Source organism: Sphingomonas sp. (assembly GCF_041661825.1).
Classification (GTDB): domain Bacteria; phylum Pseudomonadota; class Alphaproteobacteria; order Sphingomonadales; family Sphingomonadaceae; genus Sphingomonas.
Genome location: NZ_JBAZTU010000002.1, coordinates 533916 through 555546, shown reverse-complemented (window position 1 = coordinate 555546; position 21631 = coordinate 533916). Strand labels below are relative to the sequence as shown.

Genomic DNA, 21631 nt, shown 5'->3' with positions numbered 1-21631 from the left:
GCGGCTCAGTCCTTGAAGAAACGCTCGATCACGTTGTGCGCGATCCGTGCGGGGCGGAGCGTTTCGGCGTCGAGGCAGCACCAGCTCGACTTGACCTCGGCGAGCACTTCCTCGCCGCGCTTGATGATCGTTTCGTAAAAGGCGCGGGCGCCCTGGACCTTTTCGAGCAGCACGGTGGCGATCACGTCGTCGTCGAGAAAGGTCGGTTTGCGATAGGTGATCTCATGCTTCAGCGCGACCCAGAGGTGGCCGGCGACCGCATCGGCAGGTGCGAAACGCTGCCAATGGTTGATCACGGCTTCCTGGACCCATTTCAGGTAGCTCGCATTGTTCACATGCCCCATGAAATCGATGTCGGCTGCATCGATCGCGATGGCATAGCTGTGCGAGGCGTAAATGGGATCGGGCATGGGGCTTACCTTACCGTAAACGGCAAGTTTTAGCGAGAGCGAAGCGCGGGCATTCGTCGTAAAGATTCGGCGCACCAACTTGGGCATGACGCGGGGGCCGGGGGCGGGTATCGCCATGCGATGGAAGACACGCTCACCACCGTGCTCAAATGGTTCGCCTCGGGCAGCGGGATGATCGCGGCGGCCATGGTCTCGCTCGATCTCGGGCGGAAAGTGACGGGCTGGGGCTTCGTGCTGTTCCTGGCGTCATCGGTCGCCTGGATCTCCGGATCGGTACTGACCAAGGACTTCGCGCTCGGCACGCAGAATGTCGTGCTGTTCGGGATCAACCTGTTCGGCGTCTATCGCTATCTGATCCGCAAGAAGCTCAATGGCTGACTGGTTGTTCTGGCCGGTCGCGCTGGGGGTGCTGGGCGGAGTGATCGGCAGCTTCCTCGCCACGATCGTGATCCGCTGGCCGCAGGGCCGGTCGGTGTTGAAGGGCCGGTCGCATTGCGACGGGTGCGATGCGGTGCTGGGGCCGCGCGACCTGATCCCGCTGGTCAGCGCCGCGCTGGCGCGGGGGCGGTGCCGCCGTTGTGACGCCCGGATCGACCCGTTGCACTGGCAGATCGAGCTCGCCGCGCTCGGCATCGGCGTGATTGCCGGGCTGGTCGTGCCGGGCCCGGAAGCTCTGGCGGGATCGGTGTTCGGCTGGCTGCTGCTCACGCTTGCCGCGCTGGATGTCACCGATTTCTGGTTGCCCGATCCGCTGACCCTGGCGCTGGCGCTCGGCGGATTGGTGGCGGGAGTCGCCGGAGTCGAGCCGTCATTGGCCGACCGGTTGATCGGCGGCGCTGCCGGCTTCGCATCGCTCTGGCTGATCGGTTTCGCCTACAAGCGGCTCCGCGGCCGGGAAGGGCTGGGCGGGGGCGATCCCAAGCTGCTGGGCGCGATCGGGCTGTGGCTCGGATGGCGGATGCTGCCGGCGGTGCTGCTGCTCGCGGCGCTCACCGGTCTCGCTTTCGTGATGGTCGGGATGGTGCGCGGGCGGGCCGCGAAGCTCGACGACCGCATGCCGTTCGGCGCGCTGCTTGCGATCGCCGCTTACCCGGCATGGTTGTTCCTGTTAGGATGGGCGGGATGAGGTTTTTCGCGATCCTGCCGTTGCTGTTCGCCGGCGCCGCTTCCGCCCAGACTCCGCCGCCGGCCTCGATCGACGGCCTGCCGATCGGCGCGATCCCGACTCAGGCCATGCCGGCGACGGGCTGCGCTGCGTTCCTGTGGACCGCGACCGGCAGCCGCGCGCTGGTCGCGATGGCGGGCGCCGATCCAGCGCAGATCCGCCTGTCGATCGGCGGCACCTTGACTGACCTGCCGCGCACCGAGCAGCATGACGCGGGCGGCTTCGGCTTTGCCGGCACGACTCAATATCAGGCGGGCGACGTCACGGCGGTGCTGACCATGTCGATCGTGACGCGCGGCGACCTGAAGGACGGCGCCGCGGTGCCGGAGGCGACGCTCAGGATCGACCGGACCGGTCAGGATAGCTTCATCGTGCCGGTGGCCGGGCTGGTTGGCTGCGCTGCATAGGCCACGCCGAATGGCGGGCAGGGGAGAGAGACGATGGCGACGATGCAGGAAATCCTAACGAAGCAGCGCGTCGCGTTCATGGAGGAACTGCCGGTGTCGATGGCCGTCCGCAAGGACCGGCTGAAGCGCGCCGCGGCGATGGTAAGCGACAATGCCGCGAAATTCTGCGACGCGCTGAGCGAGGATTTCGGGCATCGCAGCCGCGAGCAATCGATGCTGACCGACATCGCCAGCTCGATCGCGCCGATCAACCATGCGCTCAAATCGGTCGAGAAATGGGCGCGCCCGGAAAAGCGGCCGGTGCTGTTCCCGCTCGGCCTGCTCGGGGCAAAGGCGTGGATCGAATATCAGCCCAAGGGGGTGGTCGGCGTGATCGCGCCGTGGAATTTCCCGGTCAATCTCGTCATGTCGCCGCTCGCCGGGGTGCTCGCGGCGGGCAACCGCGCGATGGTGAAGACCAGCGAATATACCCCGCGCGTCGCCGAGCTGTTCGAGGAGATCGTAGGCGATTATTTCGCGGCCGATGAGCTCGCCTTCGTCTCGGGCGGCCCGGAGGTCGGCAAGGCGTTTGCGGAACTGCCGTTCGACCATCTGATCTTCACTGGTGCGACAGCGGTCGGGAAGCATATCCTGCACGCCGCCGCCGACAATCTGACTCCCGTCACGCTGGAGCTTGGCGGCAAGTCGCCAGTGATCATCGGCAAGTCGGCCGATCTCGCCAAGGCGACCGAACGGGTTGCACTGGGCAAGATGCTCAACGCCGGGCAGATCTGCCTCGCGCCGGATTACATGCTGGTCGAGGCAGCACAGGAGGCGGAAGTGATCAGCGGGCTGAAGGCGGCGGCATCGGCGATGTATCCGACCCTGCTCGCCAATCCCGATTACACCTCGGTCATCAACGACCGGCATTTCGCGCGGCTCAACGGGTTACTCGACGATGCTCGGGCGAAGGGCGCCAAGGTCGAAACGGTCAATCCGGCGAACGAGGATTTCGGCGCGTCCAACGCCCGGAAAATGCCGCTGCACATCGTCACTGACGTGACCGACGACATGGCGGTGATGCAGGAGGAGATTTTTGGGCCGATCCTGCCGGTGCGCCGCTATGACGGGATCGGCGACGCGATCGCCCAGGTGAACCGACGCGACCGGCCGCTCGGCCTCTATTATTTCGGCAGCGACGAGGCGGAGCGGCGGCAGGTGCTTGACCGGACCATTGCGGGCGGGGTGACGCTCGACGACGTGATCTTCCATATCAGCATGGAGGATTTGCCGTTCGGCGGGGTCGGGCCTTCGGGCATGGGGGCTTATCACGGGCTCGACGGGTTCCGGACGTTCAGCCATGCCAAGAGCGTCTACAAGCAGGTGAAGCTCGACGTGGCGAAGATCGCGGGGCTCAAGCCGCCTTACGGGAAGGCGACGATGAAGGCGGTTGCGCGGCAGATGAAGGGGTAAGGGTTCACAGCCTCGCGCGCCGACTTTCCAGCCACAGTCGTTCGGCGCGCTCCGGCCCCAGCCTCAACGCTGCGTCATAGGCCTCCCGCGCGGCATCGGTGAGGCCGATTCGCGCGAGCATATCGGCACGGACGGCATGATAGGGCAGGAAATCCGCCAAACCCGGCGCGTCCAGTGCATCGACCTCCTCCAGCGCCGTTTCCGGCCCGGCAATCTCGGCGAGCGCCACCGCGCGGTTGAGCCGGGTAATCGCGTCGTCGCGTAGCGCGAGCAGGGCATCATACAGCGCGAGCACCGATCGCCACGGCGCCGGCTCCTTCAGCGACGCTCGCGCGCACCATTCCGCATGGAGCAGCGCCTGCAGGGCGCGCCTGCCTGGGAGCCCGGCACCGAGCGCCCGAGCGAGATAAGGGCGTGCCTCGGCGATCAGCGCCTTGTTCCATGCCGCCGGATCCTGCCGGGCGAGCGGAACCATCATCCCATTGGCATCCACCCGTGCCGGTCGTCGTGCCTCGGCGAAGCGCACCGTTGCCGCCAGCGCCAGCACCTCGGGCTCGTTCGGCGCCAGCGCGGCGAGCGTGGCGGTGATGCCGAGCACCTCCTGCGCATAGCCGGCATGCCGGCCGCTGCCGCCGCCATCCTCATGCGCCTTGGCATAGGCGATCTCGATCGTGCTCAGCACGGCGTCGAGCCGATCGGGCCAGGCGTCGGGGCCGGGCACCTCGAAGGGCACGCCGGCGCCGGCAATCTTGTTCTTCGCGCGTACCAGGCGCTGCGCCAGGGTTGGTTCGGGCAGGAGGAAGGCGCGCGCGATCTCCTGCGTCGACAGGCCGCAGACCAGCTTGAGCGTCAGCGCCGCGCGTGCCTCGGGATGGATCGCCGGATGGCAGCAGACGAAGATCAGCTTGAGCCGCTCGTCGGGGATCAGCCTGGTGTCGGCCATCATTTCCTCCTCCGGGCTGGGCGGCGGTTCTGGTTCGGGCAGCGTGGCGCCGGATCGTGTCGCGCGCCGCCGCACCATGTCGAGCGCGGCGCGGTCGGCGACGCGGTAGAGCCAGGCCGCAGGATCGCGCGGCGCTTCGGCCGCCCAGGCCGTCACCGCCCGGGCGCAGGCCTCGGCAAACGCCTCCTCGGCGATGTCGAGATCGCGGAACCGGGCCGCGAGCGCGGCACGCACCCGCGCGCCGTGATCGCGCGCGGCCCGGTCCAGCGCGTTGTTCAATCGGTCCCGCCGAGCAGCGGTCGGATCTCGACCGATCCATCGGCATAGATCGGGAGCTTCTTCGCGATGGCGATCGCCGCATCCAGATCCGGTGCGTCGATGATGTAGAAGCCGCCGAGCTGCTCCTTGGTCTCGGCGAACGGGCCGTCATGGATGGTCTGTGCACCCGAGCGGGTGACCACAGTGGTGGCCATGTTGGTCGGCATCAGCCCCGCACCGCCCTTGCGCTGCGCGCCGAGCTCGCCGCCGAACGCCATGTGGCGCTGGACGATCTCCATCACGGCGGGGCTGTCATGCTTGTCGCCGTAAGCGGTCTCGTCCTCATAGATCAGGAGCATATACTGCATCGGTCTGTCCTCCATCAGCGATCGCGTCCTGCGATCGTATAGCGGAGACGGGCGAGGGGCGGGGGATTCGACAGGGCCCGGAATTATTTTTCGCGAGCGCCTTCGAGGATCAGCTCCGCGCCGTCGAGCACATAGGGGACGTAGCGATAGTCGCGGATCGTGACGATCCGGTCGTCGCGCCATTCCAGCCACATGATGTGATGCGGCCGAGCCGCCGGGCCGTTCTCGAATACCGCGATCACCTCCCGCTCGCCCAGCCATGCCGGGGCGAGATGGACTGCCGTGTTGCGGGCGTAGATGGTGAAGAACAGGCCGACATCGGCGCCCGAGCGGGGCGGGTGCGTCGCCTGGGTCAGCTTCACATCCTCCGCCAACAGGGCGCGCAGGCCATCCCAGTCGCGCCGATTGAACAGATCGACATACAGCCGGTTCTCGGCCGAGGGCGTTCGGGGCCGCGGCGGCAAGGGCGGCCGGGCGTTGATCTCCTTCAACCGTGCCCGGCCGCGCGCCAGATGGCCCTTCACCGAGTCGATGCTGGTATCGAGCAGGCCGGCAACGTCATCGAGCGACTGGCCGAGTATGTCCTTCAGGATCACCGCGCTTCGTTGCGCTGTCGGCAGCTCGACGAAGCGCGAGATGGCGGTCGAGATCGCTTCCTGGCGCATCAGCGCCTCGAACGGATCGGGGGTTTCTTCGTCGGGCATGTCGAAGGCTGCCTCCAGCGGCTCGGCCGCACGCAGGGCGCGGCTCCGCAGCAGATCGAGCGCACGGTTATGGGCGATTCGGAACAACCAGGGGCGTAGCGCCGACATCGCGTTGAGGCTGTCGAGCGTCTGATAGCCCCGCGTTATGGCATCCTGCACCACATCCTCGCCATCGATGACCGATCCCGTCAGCCGCACGCAATAGCGGTGGAGCGCCGGCCGGATCTCGCCGACCAGTGCGAGGAACTGCGCTTCGTCGACGTCAGAGATCGGTCGCTGGCTCAAGCCGCCTGCTCCTCGATGATGTCGGCACCCGTGTCGCCCCTGATGCCGATGGCGATTGCCGACTCATAGGCGGAATCGGTGAGCACGCGCACCACATGATCGCCGAAGTCGCGCGGCGGCATCTCGGGATAGCGCGCGAGGAACGCCTCCTGCTCGATGCCCATCGCCCGGGCATAGGCGCTGGAGCCGGCCCCGCCGACGCCCGTCCCGCGGACCATCTGAATCGGCACGATGGTCTGGAAGCGGATGCCCAGGCCCTTCTCTTCAGACAGCCCGCTGGCATATTTGGCCATCAGCCACAGCATGCGCTTGGCACCGCCATAGCCGCCCGACATGGACGAGCCCTGGATCGCGGCGCCGCTCGAGCTGACCAGCACCCGGCTGCCGGGGGCGAGCGGCATTTTCAGCGCCGCCTGCATCCAGTAAAGGCCACCCTTGACGTCGGTCTCCCAGGTCGCGGTGAATTTCTCCCAGCTGGTCTCGTCGAACCGCGCCATTTGCGGAATGGCGCCGGCGTTGAGGATCAGGATATCGGGACGGACGGTCGAGAGGATGTCGTTCGCCGCGCCCGCATCGGTGATGTCGGCGGAGATCGTCTCTACGCCGAGCCGCGTTCGCACCGCGTCGAGATCGCGGGCACCGCGCGCCACTGCCCAGACCTTGCTTCCTTCGGCGACGAGCGCCTCCACGATTCCGAGGCCAAGGCTGCGGCTGCCGCCGGTGACCAGCACGCGCTTGTTGTTCAACTCCATGGGATGCTCCTTCATTGTCCGACGCCATGACGGGCGAGCGTGGGCAAAGGAGTCGCGAAAAATTATTCCGGCGCGCTGTCGTCGGAAAAGCGCCGGCCGACATGCACCTCGCCGCGCGCCTCGGCGAGGCGTTCCTGGCGGTGGCGTTCGGCATAGCTCGCCCGCTGTTCTTCGTTGCGGGAGGCGTGGCAGGCCGGGCAGCTCACGCCTTCGATATAGAGTGGGGACGCCTGGTCTTCCGGGCTGACCGGCATGCGGCAGGCATGGCAAAGCGCATGCGTGCCGATCTCGAGTCCGTGCGTCACTGCCACGCGCTGGTCGAAGACGAAACATTCGCCTTCCCAGCGGCTTTGCTCGGCCGGCACCTCCTCCAGATATTTCAGGATGCCGCCTTCGAGGTGGTAGACCTCGTCCAGCCCCTCCGCCTTGAGGAAGGCCGTGGCTTTCTCGCAGCGGATGCCGCCGGTGCAGAACATCGCGATCTTCGGCGCCTCGGCGAACGCGTCGCGATGCGCGCGGAACCAGGCGGGGAAATCGCGGAAGCTGTGGGTCTTCGGGGCGATCGCGCCGGAGAAGGTGCCGATCGCGACTTCATAATCGTTGCGGGTGTCGATCAGGATCGTACCGGGCGCATCGATCAGCGCGTTCCATTCGGCGGGCGGGACGTAATGACCGACTTCCTCCAGCGGATCGATATCGGGCTCGCCCATCGTCACGATCTCGCGCTTGAGGCGCACCTTCATGCGGTGGAACGGCATCTTCTCCGCATGGCTGTCCTTCACCTCGATATCCGCGCAGCCGGGCAGGGTGCGGATATGGTCGAGCACGCGCTCGATCGCGTCGGGCGCGCCGGCGATGGTGCCGTTGACGCCTTCCTTCGCGAGCAGGATCGTGCCTCGGACGCCGTTCTCTTCGCACAGGTTCGCGAGCGGCTCGCGCAACGCGGCCGGATCCGGAAAGCGGGCGAAACGGTAAAGAGCGGTTACGCGAAGAGGAGCCATGACGGCTCCGCTAGAGTATCCCGGCCCCTCCCGTCAAAACCGGTACTGCCCCATTGCGCCGCGCCGCCGCGCTCACCACTCTCTGCGTCCCGGGAGAATGCTCATGACGAAGGACAGTGCATGGAGGATGATCTCCCCGAGGGCGGCCGCGACCGGATGCTGAATCGACTGGTGGCGATGACGGTGGTCATCCTCTCGGTCTTCATGGCGGTGGCGAACATCAAGGACGACAATCTGGTCCAGGCGATGCAGCTCGCGAAGAGCGATGCGATCGACACCTGGTCCGAATATCAGGCGACCAAGACCAAGGCGCATATCGTCGAGACGGCCAAGGCCGAGATCGCGGTGATCGCCGGGGCGACTCCCTCTGTCGCAGCGCGTACGGCGCTGGTCTCGATGGATGCCGAGGCGACGAAATACGCGGCGGAGACGCCACGGCTGAAAGCGAAGGCCGAGGCGGACGATGCGCAATATGACGCGCTGAATACTCATGACGATCAGTTCGACATGTCGGACGCGCTCATCTCGATCGCGATCTCGCTCGCGGCGGTCGCAGCGCTGGCGGAGACGCGGTGGCTGCTGGTGTCAGCTTGGGGGTTCGGTGGGTTCGGGCTGGTAATGGGCGTCGCGGGCTTTGCCGGCTGGGCAATCCACCCGAACGCGCTGGCGAGCTTTCTCAGCTGAGCGCGTTCCAGCGCTCGGCGAAGATGGCGCGCTCGGCGTCGGTCAGGTGCAGGCCGATCTTGCTCCGCCGCATCAGCGCGTCCTCGGGCGTCCGCGCCCATTCGCGGGTTTTCATCCAGCGCGCTTCGATCTCGGTCAGCCCGCCACCGAGATCCGCACCCAGGCCGGCCTCGTCAGTCACGCCGTCCAGCATCTCGGCGAGCATCGTGCCATAGGCGTGCGCCATGCGCGCCGAGCGCGCCTCGCCGAGAAAGGGCCAGGTCGTGCGGACCTGCGCCAGGAACAGCGCGAAGTCGGGAATGGCGCCGCCCGGAAACACGCGCGCGCGCGTTGCCGGATGAGCGGTCAGGCCAAGCGGTTTGGCAAGTTTGCCCATCGCTTCCTCGGCGAGGTGGCGCGCGGTGGTGATCTTGCCGCCGAACACGCTGAGCAGGGCAGGGCCGTCGGTGTCGAGTTCGAGCACATAGTCGCGGGTGACCGCCTTGGCCTCGCTTGCGCCGTCGTCATAGAGCGGGCGGACGCCCGACCAGCTCGACGTCACGTCGGCGGGCGTGATCTGCTTCACGAAATGCGTGTTGGCCGCCGCGCAGAGATAGGCGATCTCGTCATCGCTGATCCTGGCGTCCTCGGGACGATCGACCGGGATGTCTGTCGTACCGATCTCGGTGAACGCGCCCTGATAGGGAATCGCGAATACGATGCGGCGGTCGCTCAGTTGCAGGATATAGGCGTGCGCGCCCTCATAGAGTTTGGGCACGACGATATGGCTGCCCTTGACCAGCCGGACGCCGCTCTTCGCGCTGACGCCCAGGTCGTCGAGCATGCCGTGGACCCAGGGCCCGGCCGCGTTGACGACCGCCCGCGCTTCCACAGTGCGGCCGTCCGACAAGGTCGCCTGCCAGACGTCACCGTTCCGCCGCGCCGACTCGAGCGCCACGCCGACCGCGATCTCCGCGCCGTTGTCGGCGGCATCGATCGCGTTGAGCACGGTCAGGCGAGAATCGTCGACGGCGGCATCGGAATAGACGAAGCCCCGATTGCCGCCCTTGAGCGGTGCCGAATAGGCAGTGTCGCTGGCGCGCAGGCCGCGCGAGCGAGGCAGGGACATCTTCCCGCCGAGCATGTCGTAGAGATAAAGGCCGAGCCGAATCATCCACCAGGGCCGCACCGAATTCTCCTGCGGCAGCACGAACAGCAGCGGGCGGATGATGTGCGGCGCGGCGTGGATCAGCCGCTCGCGCTCGCGCAGCGCCTCGGCGACGAGCCTGAACTCATAATATTCGAGATAACGCAGGCCGCCATGGATCAGCTTGGTCGAGGCAGAGGAGGTATGCCCCGCCAGGTCGTCGCGCTCGACCAGCAGGACCTTGAGCCCGAGCAAAGATGCCTCGCGCGCGATCGCGCAGCCATTGATGCCGCCGCCGATGATGAGAAGGTCGTAAGTCATCAGGCGCTGTTACCACAGCCGCGGGCGCTGGATAGCCGCGGCGCCGGCCCAAATATTCTATCCGGCCTTCTCGAAATGTCATATTGGGGGCGACAGCGCACCGGGCGGGAACGGGCGATCGGAAGAGTCCCGGCACTCACCATTGACCACCCCCGAGTCGGCTTGTATAGGCGCCGCTGCTCCGACGGGACCATACCTGTCGGGACAAGCTTGAACATTGCTGGATGCATTCCAGGGCCCGGGGGGTCGAAAGTCCACCCAGCGGTCCTTTTTGTATTCCCGAGCGTCATGGCTCCAGCAAAGTAACCACGTACCCAAGGTGAAGAGATTCATGCCGACGATCAACCAGCTGGTCCGCAAGGGCCGCGACCCGCAGAAGGCCAAGTCCAAGGTCCCTGCAATGGAGCAGAACCCGCAGAAGCGCGGCGTCTGCACCCGCGTCTACACGACGACTCCGAAAAAGCCGAACTCGGCTCTGCGCAAGGTTGCCAAGGTTCGCCTGACCAACCAGCGCGAAGTCATCAGCTACATCCCCGGCGAGGGGCACAACCTCCAGGAGCACTCGGTGGTGCTGATCCGTGGCGGCCGCGTTCGCGACCTTCCCGGCGTCCGCTATCACGTTCTCCGCGGTGTGCTCGATACACAGGGTGTGAAGGATCGCCGCCAGTCGCGTTCCAAGTACGGCGCAAAGCGTCCGAAGTAAGCCGGTCGGCTGCATATGCCGACCTCACAGGGCTGAAGTTTAGAAGGAAATTGAAATGGCACGTCGTCGTCGTCCCGAAAAGCGGGTCATCCTGCCTGATCCCCAGTATGGGGATGAGGTTCTCTCCAAGTTCATGAACAGCGTCATGCTGGACGGCAAGAAGTCCGTCGCCGAACTGATCGTCTATGGTGCCCTCTCGACCGTCGAGCAGCGCGCGAAGAAGGATCCGATCGGCGTGTTTCACGAGGCGCTCGCCAATGTGAAGCCGGGCATCGAAGTCCGTTCGCGCCGCGTCGGCGGTGCGACCTATCAGGTCCCCGTCGAAGTGCGCCCCGAGCGCGCCCAGGCGCTGGCCATCCGCTGGCTGATCACCGCCGCGCGCGCGCGGTCGGAGAACACCATGTCGGCACGCCTCTCGGGCGAACTGATGGATGCCGCCAACAACCGCGGCAACGCGGTGAAGAAGCGCGAAGATACCCATCGTATGGCCGAGGCGAACCGCGCCTTCAGCCACTACCGCTGGTAAAAATACCTCCTATATTGTGAAGGCCGGGGGCGATCCCCGGCCTCCTACATCGCTAAGGAAAATCCGATCATGGCCCGCAGCCATCCGCTCGACATGTACCGCAACATCGGCATCATGGCGCACATCGACGCCGGCAAGACGACGACGACCGAGCGCATCCTCTATTACACCGGCAAGTCCTACAAGATCGGCGAAGTCCATGAGGGCACCGCCACGATGGACTGGATGGAGCAGGAGCAGGAGCGCGGGATCACGATCACGTCGGCTGCAACGACGTGCTTCTGGAACGATCACCGCATCAACATCATCGACACCCCCGGCCACGTCGACTTCACGATTGAAGTCGAGCGTTCGCTGCGCGTGCTCGACGGCGCGGTCGCCTGCTTCGACGGCGTTGCCGGTGTCGAGCCGCAGTCCGAGACGGTGTGGCGTCAGGCCGAGAAGTATCACGTCCCGCGGATGTGCTTCATCAACAAGCTCGACCGCACCGGCGCGAACTTCAACATGTGCGTGCAGATGATCAAGGACCGCCTCGGCGCGCGTCCGGCCGTCCTCTATCTGCCGATCGGCCTCGAAGGCGACTTCAAGGGCTTGGTCGACCTGGTTGAGAATCGCGCGATCATCTGGCTCGAAGAGTCGCTCGGCGCGAAGTTCGAATATCAGGAAATCCCGGCTGACCTGGCCGACCTGGCTGCGACCGCACGTTCCGAGCTGATCGAGATGGCCGTCGAGCAGGACGACGACATCATGGAGCAGTATCTCGAGGGCAACGAGCCCGACGTCGCGACCCTGAAGAAGCTGATCCGCAAGGGCACGCTGAACTTCTCGTTCGTGCCGGTGCTGTGCGGCTCCGCGTTCAAGAACAAGGGCGTTCAGCCCCTGCTCGACGCCGTGGTCGATTATCTGCCGTCGCCGCTGGACATCAAGGACGTCGAGGGTCTGAAGCTCGACGGCGTGACCCCGGATTCGCGTCCGCCGGCCGACGATGCGCCGTTCTCGGCGCTGGCGTTCAAGATCATGAACGATCCCTTCGTCGGCACGCTGACTTTCGCCCGCATCTATTCGGGCAAGCTCGACGCTGCATCGATCGTCACCAACTCGGTGAAGGACAAGAAGGAAAAGGTTGGCCGCATGCTGCTGATGCATGCGAACAGCCGCGAGGACATCCAGGAAGCATTCGCCGGCGACATCGTCGCTCTGGCGGGCCTCAAGGATACCACGACCGGTGACACGCTCTGCGCGCAGAACGCCCCGATCATCCTCGAGCGCATGGAATTCCCGGATCCCGTCATCGAGGTCGCGGTGGAGCCGAAGACGAAGGCCGACCAGGAGAAGATGGGCGTCGCGCTCAATCGTCTCGCTCGCGAGGATCCTTCGTTCCGCGTGACGTCGGACATCGAGAGCGGCCAGACCATCATCAAGGGCATGGGCGAGCTCCATCTCGAGATCCTGGTCGATCGCATGAAGCGCGAGTTCAAGGTCGAAGCGAATGTCGGCGCGCCGCAGGTGGCGTATCGCGAATATCTCGCGAAGCCGATCGAGATGAGCTACACCCACAAGAAGCAGTCGGGTGGTTCGGGTCAGTTCGCCGAGATCAAGATCAAGGTCATTCCCGGCGAGCGCGGTTCGGGCTTCGTCTTTTCCGACCAGATCAAGGGCGGCAACGTTCCGAAGGAATATATCCCGTCGGTCGAGAAGGGCATGCGCGAGACGGCCGAGACCGGATCGCTGATCGGGTTCCCGATCATCGATTTCGAGGTTCAGCTGATCGACGGCAAATATCATGACGTCGACTCGTCGGCGCTGGCGTTCGAAATCTGTGCCCGCGGCGCGATGCGCGAAGCGGCCCAGAAGTCGGGCATCAAGCTGCTCGAGCCGATCATGAAGGTCGAGGTCGTGACGCCGGAGGATTATCTCGGCGACGTGATCGGCGATCTGAACAGCCGTCGTGGCCAGATCCAGGGCACCGACAGCCGCGGCAACGCGACTGCGGTGGAGGCGATCGTGCCGCTGGCGAACATGTTCGGCTATGTGAACCAGCTCCGCTCGTTCAGTCAGGGCCGCGCTCAGTACACGATGCAGTTCTCGCATTATGACGAAGTGCCAGCCAACGTTGCCGAAGAAGTGAAGGCTAAGCTGGCGTAACTTGAAATAGGTCGTTAAGGGGCCGCGTTCGCGTGGTGCCCTGAAGGCCGCGAATCTGATTCTAGAAGGTAGGAAAAATGGCTAAAGCAAAGTTCGAGCGGACCAAGCCGCATCTCAACATCGGCACGATCGGCCATGTCGATCACGGCAAGACGTCGCTGACGGCCGCCATCACCAAGGTGTTGGCTGAGACCGGTGGCGCTACGTTCACGAGCTATGCCAACATCGACAAGGCTCCGGAAGAGCGCGAGCGCGGCATCACCATCTCGACCGCTCACGTCGAGTACGAGACGACCGCGCGCCACTATGCGCACGTCGATTGCCCGGGCCACGCCGATTATGTGAAGAACATGATCACCGGTGCCGCCCAGATGGACGGCGCGATCCTGGTCGTGTCCGCCACCGACGGCCCGATGCCGCAGACCCGCGAGCACATCCTGCTCGCCCGTCAGGTCGGCGTGCCGACGATGGTCGTGTTCATGAACAAGGTCGATCTGGTCGACGACGAGGAAATCCTCGAGCTGGTCGAGATGGAAATCCGCGAGCTGCTCTCGAAGTATGATTTCGACGGCGACAACATCCCGGTCATCCGTGGCTCGGCAGTGTGCGCGCTCGACGACAAGCAGCCCGAGATCGGCCATGACGCCGTTCTCAAGCTGATGGCGGCGGTTGACGAATATCTGCCGCAGCCCGAGCGTCCGCTCGACAAGCCGTTCATGATGCCGATCGAGGACGTGTTCTCGATCTCGGGTCGCGGCACGGTCGTCACCGGCCGCGTCGAGACCGGCATTGTGAAGGTCGGCGAGGAAGTCGAGATCGTCGGCATCCACCCGGCAGTCCGCAAGACCACCGTCACGGGCGTCGAAATGTTCCGCAAGCTGCTCGATCAGGGCCAGGCCGGCGACAACATCGGTGCGCTGATCCGCGGCGTGGGCCGTGAAGAGGTCGAGCGTGGCCAGGTTCTCTGCAAGCCCGGTTCGATCAAGCCGCACACCGACTTCCAGTCGGAAGTGTATGTGCTGTCGAAGGACGAGGGTGGCCGTCACACGCCGTTCTTCGCCAACTATCGCCCGCAGTTCTACTTCCGTACGACTGACGTGACCGGCACCGTCGAGCTGCCCGAGGGCACCGAGATGGTCATGCCTGGCGACAACATCGCTCTGGGCGTCAAGCTCATTGCGCCGATCGCCATGGACGTGGGCCAGCGCTTCACGATCCGTGAAGGTGGCCGTACCGTCGGTTCGGGTATTGTCAGCGGCATCTCGAAGTAATATAGACGCGCCTCCGCCCGATTCCCCAGGGAGTCGGGCGGTTGCTATTTCAGTGAACAATGGTTCGGTTGCTCTCGGGCAACCCGCTCTTTCGCATCGGTAGGGTTATGGAAACGCAGAACATTCGGATTCGTCTGAAGGCATTCGATCATCGTGTGCTCGATCAGGCCACCGGCGATATCGCCGACACGGCGCGCCGCACCGGCGCACTCATCCGCGGCCCCATTCCCCTCCCGACGCGCATCGAGAAGTTCACGGTGAACCGCGGACCGCACATCGACAAGAAGTCGCGTGAGCAGTTCGAGGTCCGTACCTACAAGCGGATGCTGGACATCGTTCAGCCGACCCCGCAGACGGTGGACGCGCTGATGAAGCTCGATCTCGCCGCAGGTGTAGACGTGGAGATCAAGCTGGCCTAAAGGCCGCGCTCCAAACGAGATTCGGTTCCGCCGCAAGCGGAGCCTGATAGGGATACCGCCGGGCTTGCCCGGGTCTGCGTCCCCCGTCACGTCCCTGCTTCCGCGGGGACACCAGCCCGGGACGGGGCACGCATTATATTTTGGGCTGACACGCCCGTCGGAAATTGTTCCGGCGGGCCTCTGTAATAGGAGCATTGATCATGCGCACTGGCGTGATCGCGAAGAAAATGGGGATGACCCGCTTGTTCCAGGACGATGGGCGCCATGTGCCCGTCACCGTCCTGGCACTGGAAAATCTGCAGGTAGTGGCCGTTCGCGAGGCCGACCGTGATGGTTATACCGCTGTCCAGCTTGGTGCTGGCACCGCCAAGGCGAAGAATGTCGCCAAGCCGCAGCGCGGCCACTTCGGCAAGGCCGAAGTCGAGCCGAAGGCGAAGGTTGCCGAATTCCGCGTCTCCGACGACGCCGTGCTCGAAGTGGGCGCCGAGATTTCGGCTGCCCATTATGTCGCCGGCCAGATCGTCGATATCCAGGGCGTGACCCAGGGTAAGGGTTTCGCGGGCGGCATGAAGCGTTGGGGCTTCGGCGGTCTGCGCGCCACCCACGGCGTGTCCGTCTCGCACCGTTCGCTCGGTTCGACCGGTCAGCGTCAGGATCCGGGCAAGGTCTTCAAGAACAAGAAGATGGCCGGCCAGATGGGTGACAAGAACCGCACCCAGCAGAATCTCGAAATCGTATCGACCGATGCCGAGCGCGGCCTGATCTTCGTCAAGGGCTCGGTGCCCGGCTCGAAGGGCGGCTGGCTGCTCGTCAAGGACGCCGTCAAGGTCGCCCGTCACGCCGATGCGCCGTACCCGGCCGGCCTGAAGGCCGCCGCGAACAGCAACACCGCTCCCGCCGAGACGCCCGCTGAGGACGTCCAGGCCGTGGAAGCGACCGAAGGCCAGGAGGGCTGAACATGAAGGTCAAGATTCAGTCCTTCGACGCCAAGGCGAAAGCCAGCGATATCGAGCTCAACGACGAGGTCTTCGGCCTCGACCCGCGCGCCGACATCCTGCACCGCGTCGTCACCTGGCAGCTCGAGAAGCGTCGTGCGACCGCGCGCGGCACGCGTGAACGCGCCGACGTTGCCCGCACCGGCAAGAAGTTCGGTCGCCAGAAGGGCGGCGGTACGGCGCGTCACGGCGATCGCCGCGCTCCGACCTTCGTCGGCGGCGGTAAGGCGCACGGCGCCCGCGTCCGCGATTTCAATCCGTCGCTGAACAAGAAGATCCGGGCACTCGGCCTGCGCATGGCTCTCAGCAGCCACGCCAAGGCTGGCTCGCTGGTCGTCATGGACAGCCTGGCAGTGGCCGAGAGCAAGACCAAGACGCTGATCGCGGATTGGGCGAAGCTCGGCCTCGGCAAGACGGCACTGGTGATCGACGGTGACATGGTCGAGACGAGCTTCGCGCTCGCCGCGGGCAATCTCCACGAGATCAACGTGCTGCCGGCCGCCGGCGCCAACGTTTACGATATCCTGAAGCATGACACGCTGGTGCTGACGCGCGCTGCTGTCGAAAAGCTGGAGGCGCGCTTCAATGGCTAAGAAGCAGAAAGCCGAGATCGACATTCGTCATTATGACGTGATCGTCGCTCCGCACATCACCGAGAAGGCAACCTTGCTCAGCGAGCAGAACGCAGTTGTGTTCAAGGTTGCCAACGACGCGACCAAGCCTGAGATCAAGGCGGCCGTCGAGGCGCTGTTCAACGTCAAGGTCCTGGGGGTCAACACGATCGTCCAGAAGGGCAAGACGAAGAAGTGGAAGGGCACGCCCTACACGCGCTCCGACATGAAGAAAGCCATCGTGACCCTGGCGGACGGCCAGTCGATCGACGTGACGACGGGAGTCCAGTAACATGGCACTCAAGCATTATAACCCGACCAGCCCGGCACGACGCGGACTTATCCTCGTCGACCGCAGCGGTCTGCACAAGGGCGGCCCGATCAAGGCGCTGACCGAAGGCAAGCGCAAGACTGGCGGCCGCAACAACAAGGGCCATGTGACCTCGCGCGGCATCGCCGGCGGCCACAAGCAGCGCTATCGTCTGATCGACTTCAAGCGTCGCAAGTGGGACGTGGACGGCACGGTCGAGCGGATCGAATATGATCCCAACCGCACCGCCTTCATCGCCCTGATCAAGTATCCGGACGAAGAACTCGCCTACATCATCGCGCCGCAGCGCCTCGCCGTCGGCGACAAGGTGATTGCCAGCAAGAAGACCGACGTGAAGCCTGGCAATGCCATGGAACTCGGTCAGATGCCGGTCGGCACGATCGTCCACAACGTCGAGATGAAGCCCGGCAAGGGTGGTCAGCTCGCACGTTCGGCCGGCACCTATGTGCAGGTCGTGGGTCGCGACAAGGGCATGGTGATGGTTCGCCTCAACTCGGGCGAGCAGCGCTATATCCACTCGAACTGCATGGCGACCGTCGGTGCGGTGTCCAACCCGGACAACGGCAACACCAACCTCGCCAAGGCCGGCCGCAACCGTTGGCTGGGCAAGCGCCCGCTGACCCGCGGCGTCGCCAAGAACCCGGTCGACCATCCGCATGGCGGTGGTGAAGGCCGGACCTCGGGCGGCCGTCATCCGGTCACCCCGTGGGGCAAGCCGACCAAGGGTGCTCGCACCCGTCACAACAAGGCGACCGACAAGATGATCATCCGGTCGCGTCACGCGAAGAAGAAGGGCTAACCGCAATGGCTCGTTCCGTCTGGAAGGGTCCCTTTGTGGACCTCCATCTGCTCAAGAAGGCAGAGACCGCGCAGGAAACCAACGCGCGTGCGCCGATCAAGACCTGGTCGCGCCGCTCCACGATCCTGCCGCAGTTCGTTGGCCTGACCTTCACCGTTTATAACGGTCGCAAGTTCGTGCCCGTGTCCGTCAACGAGGACATGGTTGGGATGAAGCTCGGCGAGTTCGCGCCGACCCGCTACTTCCCCGGCCATGCCGCCGACAAGAAGGGCAAGCGCTGATGTCGAAGGCAAAATCCCCCCGCAAGGTCGGTGAGAAGGAAGCTCTCTCGGTCGGTACGCAGATTCGCGGCTCGGCTCAGAAGCTCGGTCTCGTCGCGGCGCTGATCCGCAACAAGAAGGCCGGGGATGCGATGAACATCCTCGCTTTCTCGACCAAGGCGATGGCAGTCGATGCCCGCAAGGTTCTCGCCTCGGCGATCGCCAATGCGGAGAACAACCACAACCTCGACGTCGACGCGCTCGTCGTCTCGGAGGCCTCGGTTGGCAAGTCGATCGTCATGAAGCGTTTCGCGACCCGCGGTCGTGGCAAATCGACGCGCATCCTCAAGCCGTTCTCACGGCTGCGGATCGTCGTGCGCGAGCAGGAAGAAGCATAATGGGTCAAAAGAGCAATCCGATCGGTCTGCGTCTCCAGATCAACCGTACCTGGGATAGCCGCTGGTATGCGGAAGGCGCCGATTATGGCCGCCTCCTGCTCGAGGATCTGAAGATCCGCACCTTCATCATGAAGACGCTGCCCCAGGCCGCGATCTCCAAGGTGGTGATCGAGCGTCCGGCCAAGCTGTGCCGCGTTTCCATCTATGCCGCACGCCCTGGCGTGATCATCGGCAAGAAGGGTGCGGACATCGAGAAGCTGCGCCGTCTCCTCGGCAAGATGACCTCGTCCGACGTGTCGCTGAACATCGTCGAGATCCGCAAGCCCGAAGTCGACGCCAAGCTCGTCGCCCAAGGCATCGCCGATCAGCTCGAGCGTCGTATCGCTTTCCGCCGCGCCATGAAGCGTGCGGTGCAGTCGGCGATGCGTCTTGGCGCAGAGGGCATCCGGATCAATTGCGGCGGTCGTCTCGGCGGCGCCGAAATCGCCCGGTCCGAATGGTACCGCGAAGGCCGCGTTCCGCTGCACACGCTGCGCGCGAACGTCGATTATGCCGAAGCGCAGGCACACACCGCCTACGGCGTGTGCGGCGTGAAGGTCTGGATCTTCAAGGGCGAAATCCTGGGCCATGACCCGATGGCACAGGACCGGATCATGATGGAGGCTCAAACCTCCGGCGTCCGTCCGGCGCGCTAAGGAACAAGAGCAATGCTGCAACCGAAAAAGACCAAGTTCCGCAAGGCCTTCAAGGGCCGGATCCATGGCGACGCCAAGGGCGGCACGACCCTCAACTTCGGCTCTTACGGGCTGAAGGCGATGGAGCCGGAGCGGATCACCGCACGCCAGATCGAGGCGGCTCGCCGCGCGATCACGCGTCACATCAAGCGCCAGGGGCGTTTGTGGATCCGCATCTTCCCGGACGTGCCCGTCACGTCGAAGCCCGCCGAAGTCCGCATGGGCAAGGGCAAGGGCTCGCCTGAATATTGGGCCGCCCGGGTCAAGCCCGGCCGGATTCTGTTCGAGCTGGACGGTGTCCCTGGCGATATCGCAGCCGTGGCGTTCAGCCGCGCCGCGATGAAGCTGCCGATCAAGGTGAAGGTCGTTGCCCGTCTCGGCGACACCTCGCATCTGGGAGTTGCATAACATGAGCAAGATCGACACCCGTCGCTCCGACCTCACGGCGAAGACCGAAGACCAGCTCGACGAGGAGCTGGGCAACCTGAAGCGCGAGGCGTTCAACCTCCGTTTCCAGGCAGCCACGAACCAGCTCGAAAAGCCGAGCCGGGTGCGTGAGGTCCGCCGCGACATCGCTCGCATCAAGACCCTGCAGAGCCAGCGCGTGCGCTCGGCCGAAGCCAAGTAAGGAAGACCGACATGCCGAAGCGCGTGCTGACCGGGGTGATCGTCTCGGACAAGACCGACAAGACGGTTGTGGTGAACGTTGAGCGTAAGGTGAAGCACCCGCTCTACGGCAAGATCATCCGCCGTACGAAGAAGTACCATGCCCATGACGAGGGCAACGAGTTCAAGCAGGGCGAAACCGTGCGGATCGAAGAGACCGCGCCGATCTCCAAGCTGAAGACCTGGAAGGTGATCGAGCGGGTCAACACCCACGCGACCCCCGAGCGGGCAACCATCGACGGCTAAGGCCGAGTTTTAGGCGGGGCCCGGTCGGAATCGGACCCCATGTGAGAAGGAACCGGATCGATGATCCAGATGCAATCCAATCTCGAGGTCGCTGACAACAGCGGCGCGAAGCGGGTGCAGTGCATCAAGGTGCTTGGTGGATCCAAGCGCCGGACGGCAGGCGTTGGCGACATCATCGTCGTCAGCATCAAGGAAGCGGCACCCCGTGCCCGCGTGAAGAAGGGCGACGTGCACCGTGCCGTCATCGTGCGTACGGCGAAGGACATTCGCCGGGCCGATGGCACCGTGATCCGCTTCGATTCGAACGCGGCCGTGCTGGTCAACAAGAACGAGGAGCCGATCGGCACCCGTATCTTTGGCCCGGTGGTGCGCGAACTGCGTGCCCGCAAGCACATGAAGATCATCAGCCTGGCGCCGGAGGTTCTGTAATGGCCGCTGCGAAGATCAAGAAGGGTGACCGCGTCATCGTCCTGTCCGGCAAGGACAAGGGCAAGACCGGTGAAGTCACTCAGGCCATGCCGAAGGACGGCAAGGTCATCGTGTCGGGCGTGAACATCGCGGTCCGTCACACCAAGCCGAGCCAGGGTGATCCCCAGGGCGGCCTGGTCCGTTCGGAAGCGCCGCTGTTCGCCTCGAAGGTTGCTCATGTGACTGCCGACGGCAAGCCGACGCGCGTTCGTTTTGAAACCAAGGACGGCAAGAAGGTCCGCGTGGCCGTGAAGTCCGGGGAGACGATCAGTGGCTGATGCAAATCAGAAGGCGGCGCACAAGCCGCGGATGAAGGCGATCTACGAAGATCGCATCATCAAGGCGATGACCGAGAAGTTCGGTTACACCAACGTGATGGAGGTCCCGCGCCTCGACAAGATCGTCCTGAACATGGGCGTTGGCGAAGCGACGCAGGACAAGAAGAAGGTCGAGCAGGCCGCTGGCGAGATGGAGCTGATCGCTGGTCAGAAGCCCGTCGTCACCAAGGCGAAGAAGTCGATCGCGCAGTTCAAGCTGCGTGAAGGCATGCCGATCGGCGTGAAGGTCACCCTTCGCCGCGAGCGCATGTACGAATTTCTCGACCGCTTCATCACGATCGCGCTGCCGCGCGTTCGCGATTTCCGCGGGCTGAACCCGAAGAGCTTCGATGGTCGCGGCAACTATGCCTGCGGTCTGAAGGAGCAGCTGATCTTCCCGGAAATCAGCTACGACAAGGTCGACAAGATCCGCGGCATGGACGTGATCGTGACGACCACGGCGAGGACCGACGACGAAGCGCGCGAGCTGCTCCGCCTGTTCGGCTTCCCGTTCCCGATCGAAGCCAGCGACGAAAAGAAGGCGGCATAAGATGGCTAAGAAGAGTTCTGTGAACAAGAACGAGCGTCGCAAGCTGCTGGTGAAGAAATACGCCGGTGCCTATGCGAAGCTGAAGGCGATCGCGGCGGACAATTCGCTCGATGACGGCGATCGCCTGATCGCTCGCCTGAAGATGGCGGAAATCCCGCGCAACGGTAACCCGACGCGCATCCGCAACCGGTGCGAGGTGACGGGTCGTCCCCGCGCTTATTACCGCAAGTTCCGCCTCTGCCGTATTCAGCTGCGCGATCTGGCCAACAAGGGCCTGATCCCGGGCGTTACGAAGTCGAGCTGGTAAGGATCACGA

Annotated in this window: 31 protein-coding genes; 24 read left to right on the top strand and 7 right to left on the bottom strand. The window is 64.6% G+C overall.

All coding sequences use genetic code 11. From position 1 onward, the window contains the following. Positions 1-5: 5 nt before the first annotated feature. Positions 6-410, bottom strand: coding sequence for an acyl-CoA thioesterase (locus tag WC729_RS09805; protein ID WP_372852074.1), 405 nt, complete (start codon positions 408-410; stop codon positions 6-8). Between the two features lie 120 nt (positions 411-530). Between WC729_RS09805 and WC729_RS09800 the strand changes: the two genes are divergently transcribed. Genes WC729_RS09800 through WC729_RS09785 form a run of 4 tightly spaced genes read left to right on the top strand, consistent with a single transcriptional unit; the run spans position 531 to position 3434 of the window. Continuing rightward, the gene (locus WC729_RS09800; protein WP_372852072.1) at positions 531-788 is read left to right on the top strand and encodes a hypothetical protein; all 258 of its coding nucleotides are present in this window, start codon (positions 531-533) and stop codon (positions 786-788) included. Beyond that, complete coding sequence (locus tag WC729_RS09795) at positions 781-1536, top strand: A24 family peptidase (protein ID WP_372852070.1); 756 nt, start codon at positions 781-783, stop codon at positions 1534-1536. The genes WC729_RS09800 and WC729_RS09795 overlap by 8 nt, the downstream gene beginning before the upstream one ends. After that, entirely contained in the window at positions 1533-1982 is a 450-nt protein-coding gene (locus tag WC729_RS09790) for a hypothetical protein (RefSeq protein WP_372852068.1), read from the top strand. Before WC729_RS09795 ends, WC729_RS09790 begins: the two co-directional genes overlap by 4 nt. Before the next feature lie 33 nt (positions 1983-2015). Beyond that, entirely contained in the window at positions 2016-3434 is a 1419-nt protein-coding gene (locus WC729_RS09785) for a coniferyl aldehyde dehydrogenase (protein ID WP_372852066.1), read from the top strand. Positions 3435-3438: 4 nt separating this feature from the next. Here WC729_RS09785 and WC729_RS09780 read toward each other — a convergent pair whose 3' ends face one another. From WC729_RS09780 to WC729_RS09760, 5 genes are all read right to left on the bottom strand, one after another. Next, positions 3439-4656, bottom strand: a complete 1218-nt coding sequence (locus WC729_RS09780) for an RNA polymerase sigma factor (protein ID WP_372852064.1) — start codon at positions 4654-4656, stop codon at positions 3439-3441. Beyond that, a complete protein-coding gene (locus tag WC729_RS09775) occupies positions 4653-5003 on the bottom strand; it encodes a YciI family protein (protein WP_372852062.1) in 351 nt (116 codons plus the stop codon). Before WC729_RS09775 ends, WC729_RS09780 begins: the two co-directional genes overlap by 4 nt. Positions 5004-5086: 83 nt before the next feature. Further along, entirely contained in the window at positions 5087-5992 is a 906-nt protein-coding gene (locus tag WC729_RS09770; RefSeq protein WP_372852060.1) for a sigma-70 family RNA polymerase sigma factor, read from the bottom strand. After that, positions 5989-6744: an SDR family NAD(P)-dependent oxidoreductase gene (locus WC729_RS09765; RefSeq protein ID WP_372852058.1), complete on the bottom strand. Its 756-nt coding sequence runs from the start codon at positions 6742-6744 to the stop codon at positions 5989-5991. The genes WC729_RS09770 and WC729_RS09765 overlap by 4 nt, the downstream gene beginning before the upstream one ends. A 62-nt stretch (positions 6745-6806) precedes the next feature. Continuing rightward, complete coding sequence (locus WC729_RS09760) at positions 6807-7745, bottom strand: rhodanese-related sulfurtransferase (RefSeq protein WP_372852056.1); 939 nt, start codon at positions 7743-7745, stop codon at positions 6807-6809. A 120-nt stretch (positions 7746-7865) separates the two neighbouring features. On the opposite strand from WC729_RS09760, the gene WC729_RS09755 reads away from it, so the two are divergent. Then, positions 7866-8429 carry a DUF4337 domain-containing protein gene (locus tag WC729_RS09755; protein WP_372852054.1) on the top strand — a complete coding sequence of 188 codons (564 nt, stop codon included), beginning with the start codon at positions 7866-7868 and terminating at the stop codon, positions 8427-8429. On the opposite strand, the gene glpD is transcribed toward WC729_RS09755, so the two are convergent. Beyond that, positions 8422-9876 carry a glycerol-3-phosphate dehydrogenase gene (gene glpD / locus WC729_RS09750; RefSeq protein ID WP_372852052.1) on the bottom strand — a complete coding sequence of 485 codons (1455 nt, stop codon included), beginning with the start codon at positions 9874-9876 and terminating at the stop codon, positions 8422-8424. The two genes, WC729_RS09755 and glpD, sit on opposite strands and share 8 nt — an antisense overlap. Positions 9877-10207: 331 nt before the next feature. On the opposite strand from glpD, the gene rpsL reads away from it, so the two are divergent. From rpsL to rpsN, 19 genes are all read left to right on the top strand, one after another. Then, positions 10208-10579, top strand: coding sequence for a 30S ribosomal protein S12 (rpsL, locus tag WC729_RS09745; protein WP_019516007.1), 372 nt, complete (start codon positions 10208-10210; stop codon positions 10577-10579). A gap of 55 nt (positions 10580-10634) precedes the next feature. After that, positions 10635-11105, top strand: a complete 471-nt coding sequence (rpsG, locus tag WC729_RS09740) for a 30S ribosomal protein S7 (protein WP_299912737.1) — start codon at positions 10635-10637, stop codon at positions 11103-11105. Between the two features lie 69 nt (positions 11106-11174). After that, positions 11175-13250, top strand: a complete 2076-nt coding sequence (gene fusA / locus WC729_RS09735; protein WP_372852049.1) for an elongation factor G — start codon at positions 11175-11177, stop codon at positions 13248-13250. A 77-nt stretch (positions 13251-13327) separates the two neighbouring features. Continuing rightward, positions 13328-14521 carry an elongation factor Tu gene (gene tuf / locus WC729_RS09730; RefSeq protein ID WP_332716319.1) on the top strand — a complete coding sequence of 398 codons (1194 nt, stop codon included), beginning with the start codon at positions 13328-13330 and terminating at the stop codon, positions 14519-14521. A gap of 107 nt (positions 14522-14628) precedes the next feature. Next, positions 14629-14940 (top strand): 30S ribosomal protein S10, encoded by a 312-nt coding sequence (gene rpsJ / locus WC729_RS09725; protein ID WP_034161642.1) that lies wholly within the window; start codon positions 14629-14631, stop codon positions 14938-14940. A 200-nt stretch (positions 14941-15140) separates the two neighbouring features. Continuing rightward, entirely contained in the window at positions 15141-15896 is a 756-nt protein-coding gene (rplC, locus tag WC729_RS09720) for a 50S ribosomal protein L3 (protein WP_372852046.1), read from the top strand. 2 nt (positions 15897-15898) lie between these two features. Next, complete coding sequence (gene rplD / locus WC729_RS09715; RefSeq protein ID WP_372852044.1) at positions 15899-16528, top strand: 50S ribosomal protein L4; 630 nt, start codon at positions 15899-15901, stop codon at positions 16526-16528. After that, positions 16521-16838 (top strand): 50S ribosomal protein L23, encoded by a 318-nt coding sequence (locus WC729_RS09710; protein ID WP_372852042.1) that lies wholly within the window; start codon positions 16521-16523, stop codon positions 16836-16838. The genes rplD and WC729_RS09710 overlap by 8 nt, the downstream gene beginning before the upstream one ends. Before the next feature lies 1 nt (position 16839). Then, positions 16840-17676, top strand: a complete 837-nt coding sequence (rplB, locus tag WC729_RS09705) for a 50S ribosomal protein L2 (protein WP_372852040.1) — start codon at positions 16840-16842, stop codon at positions 17674-17676. A 5-nt stretch (positions 17677-17681) separates the two neighbouring features. Further along, positions 17682-17957 carry a 30S ribosomal protein S19 gene (gene rpsS / locus WC729_RS09700; protein ID WP_034161646.1) on the top strand — a complete coding sequence of 92 codons (276 nt, stop codon included), beginning with the start codon at positions 17682-17684 and terminating at the stop codon, positions 17955-17957. Continuing rightward, complete coding sequence (gene rplV / locus WC729_RS09695) at positions 17957-18334, top strand: 50S ribosomal protein L22 (RefSeq protein ID WP_272626161.1); 378 nt, start codon at positions 17957-17959, stop codon at positions 18332-18334. Before rpsS ends, rplV begins: the two co-directional genes overlap by 1 nt. After that, on the top strand, positions 18334-19029 hold the full coding sequence (rpsC, locus tag WC729_RS09690) for a 30S ribosomal protein S3 (protein WP_372852037.1): 696 nt from the start codon (positions 18334-18336) through the stop codon (positions 19027-19029). Before rplV ends, rpsC begins: the two co-directional genes overlap by 1 nt. Positions 19030-19041: 12 nt before the next feature. Then, positions 19042-19476, top strand: a complete 435-nt coding sequence (gene rplP, locus WC729_RS09685; protein WP_372852035.1) for a 50S ribosomal protein L16 — start codon at positions 19042-19044, stop codon at positions 19474-19476. A gap of 1 nt (position 19477) precedes the next feature. Beyond that, positions 19478-19696 (top strand): 50S ribosomal protein L29, encoded by a 219-nt coding sequence (gene rpmC, locus WC729_RS09680; RefSeq protein ID WP_372852033.1) that lies wholly within the window; start codon positions 19478-19480, stop codon positions 19694-19696. A gap of 11 nt (positions 19697-19707) precedes the next feature. Further along, complete coding sequence (gene rpsQ, locus WC729_RS09675; RefSeq protein WP_372852031.1) at positions 19708-19980, top strand: 30S ribosomal protein S17; 273 nt, start codon at positions 19708-19710, stop codon at positions 19978-19980. Positions 19981-20040: 60 nt separating this feature from the next. Next, positions 20041-20409, top strand: a complete 369-nt coding sequence (gene rplN / locus WC729_RS09670; protein WP_332716285.1) for a 50S ribosomal protein L14 — start codon at positions 20041-20043, stop codon at positions 20407-20409. Continuing rightward, positions 20409-20726: a 50S ribosomal protein L24 gene (rplX, locus tag WC729_RS09665; protein WP_372852029.1), complete on the top strand. Its 318-nt coding sequence runs from the start codon at positions 20409-20411 to the stop codon at positions 20724-20726. Before rplN ends, rplX begins: the two co-directional genes overlap by 1 nt. A 31-nt stretch (positions 20727-20757) precedes the next feature. Beyond that, positions 20758-21315: a 50S ribosomal protein L5 gene (gene rplE / locus WC729_RS09660; protein WP_372853294.1), complete on the top strand. Its 558-nt coding sequence runs from the start codon at positions 20758-20760 to the stop codon at positions 21313-21315. 1 nt (position 21316) lies between these two features. After that, positions 21317-21622, top strand: a complete 306-nt coding sequence (gene rpsN, locus WC729_RS09655; protein WP_372852027.1) for a 30S ribosomal protein S14 — start codon at positions 21317-21319, stop codon at positions 21620-21622. The last annotated feature ends 9 nt before the right edge of the window (positions 21623-21631 follow it).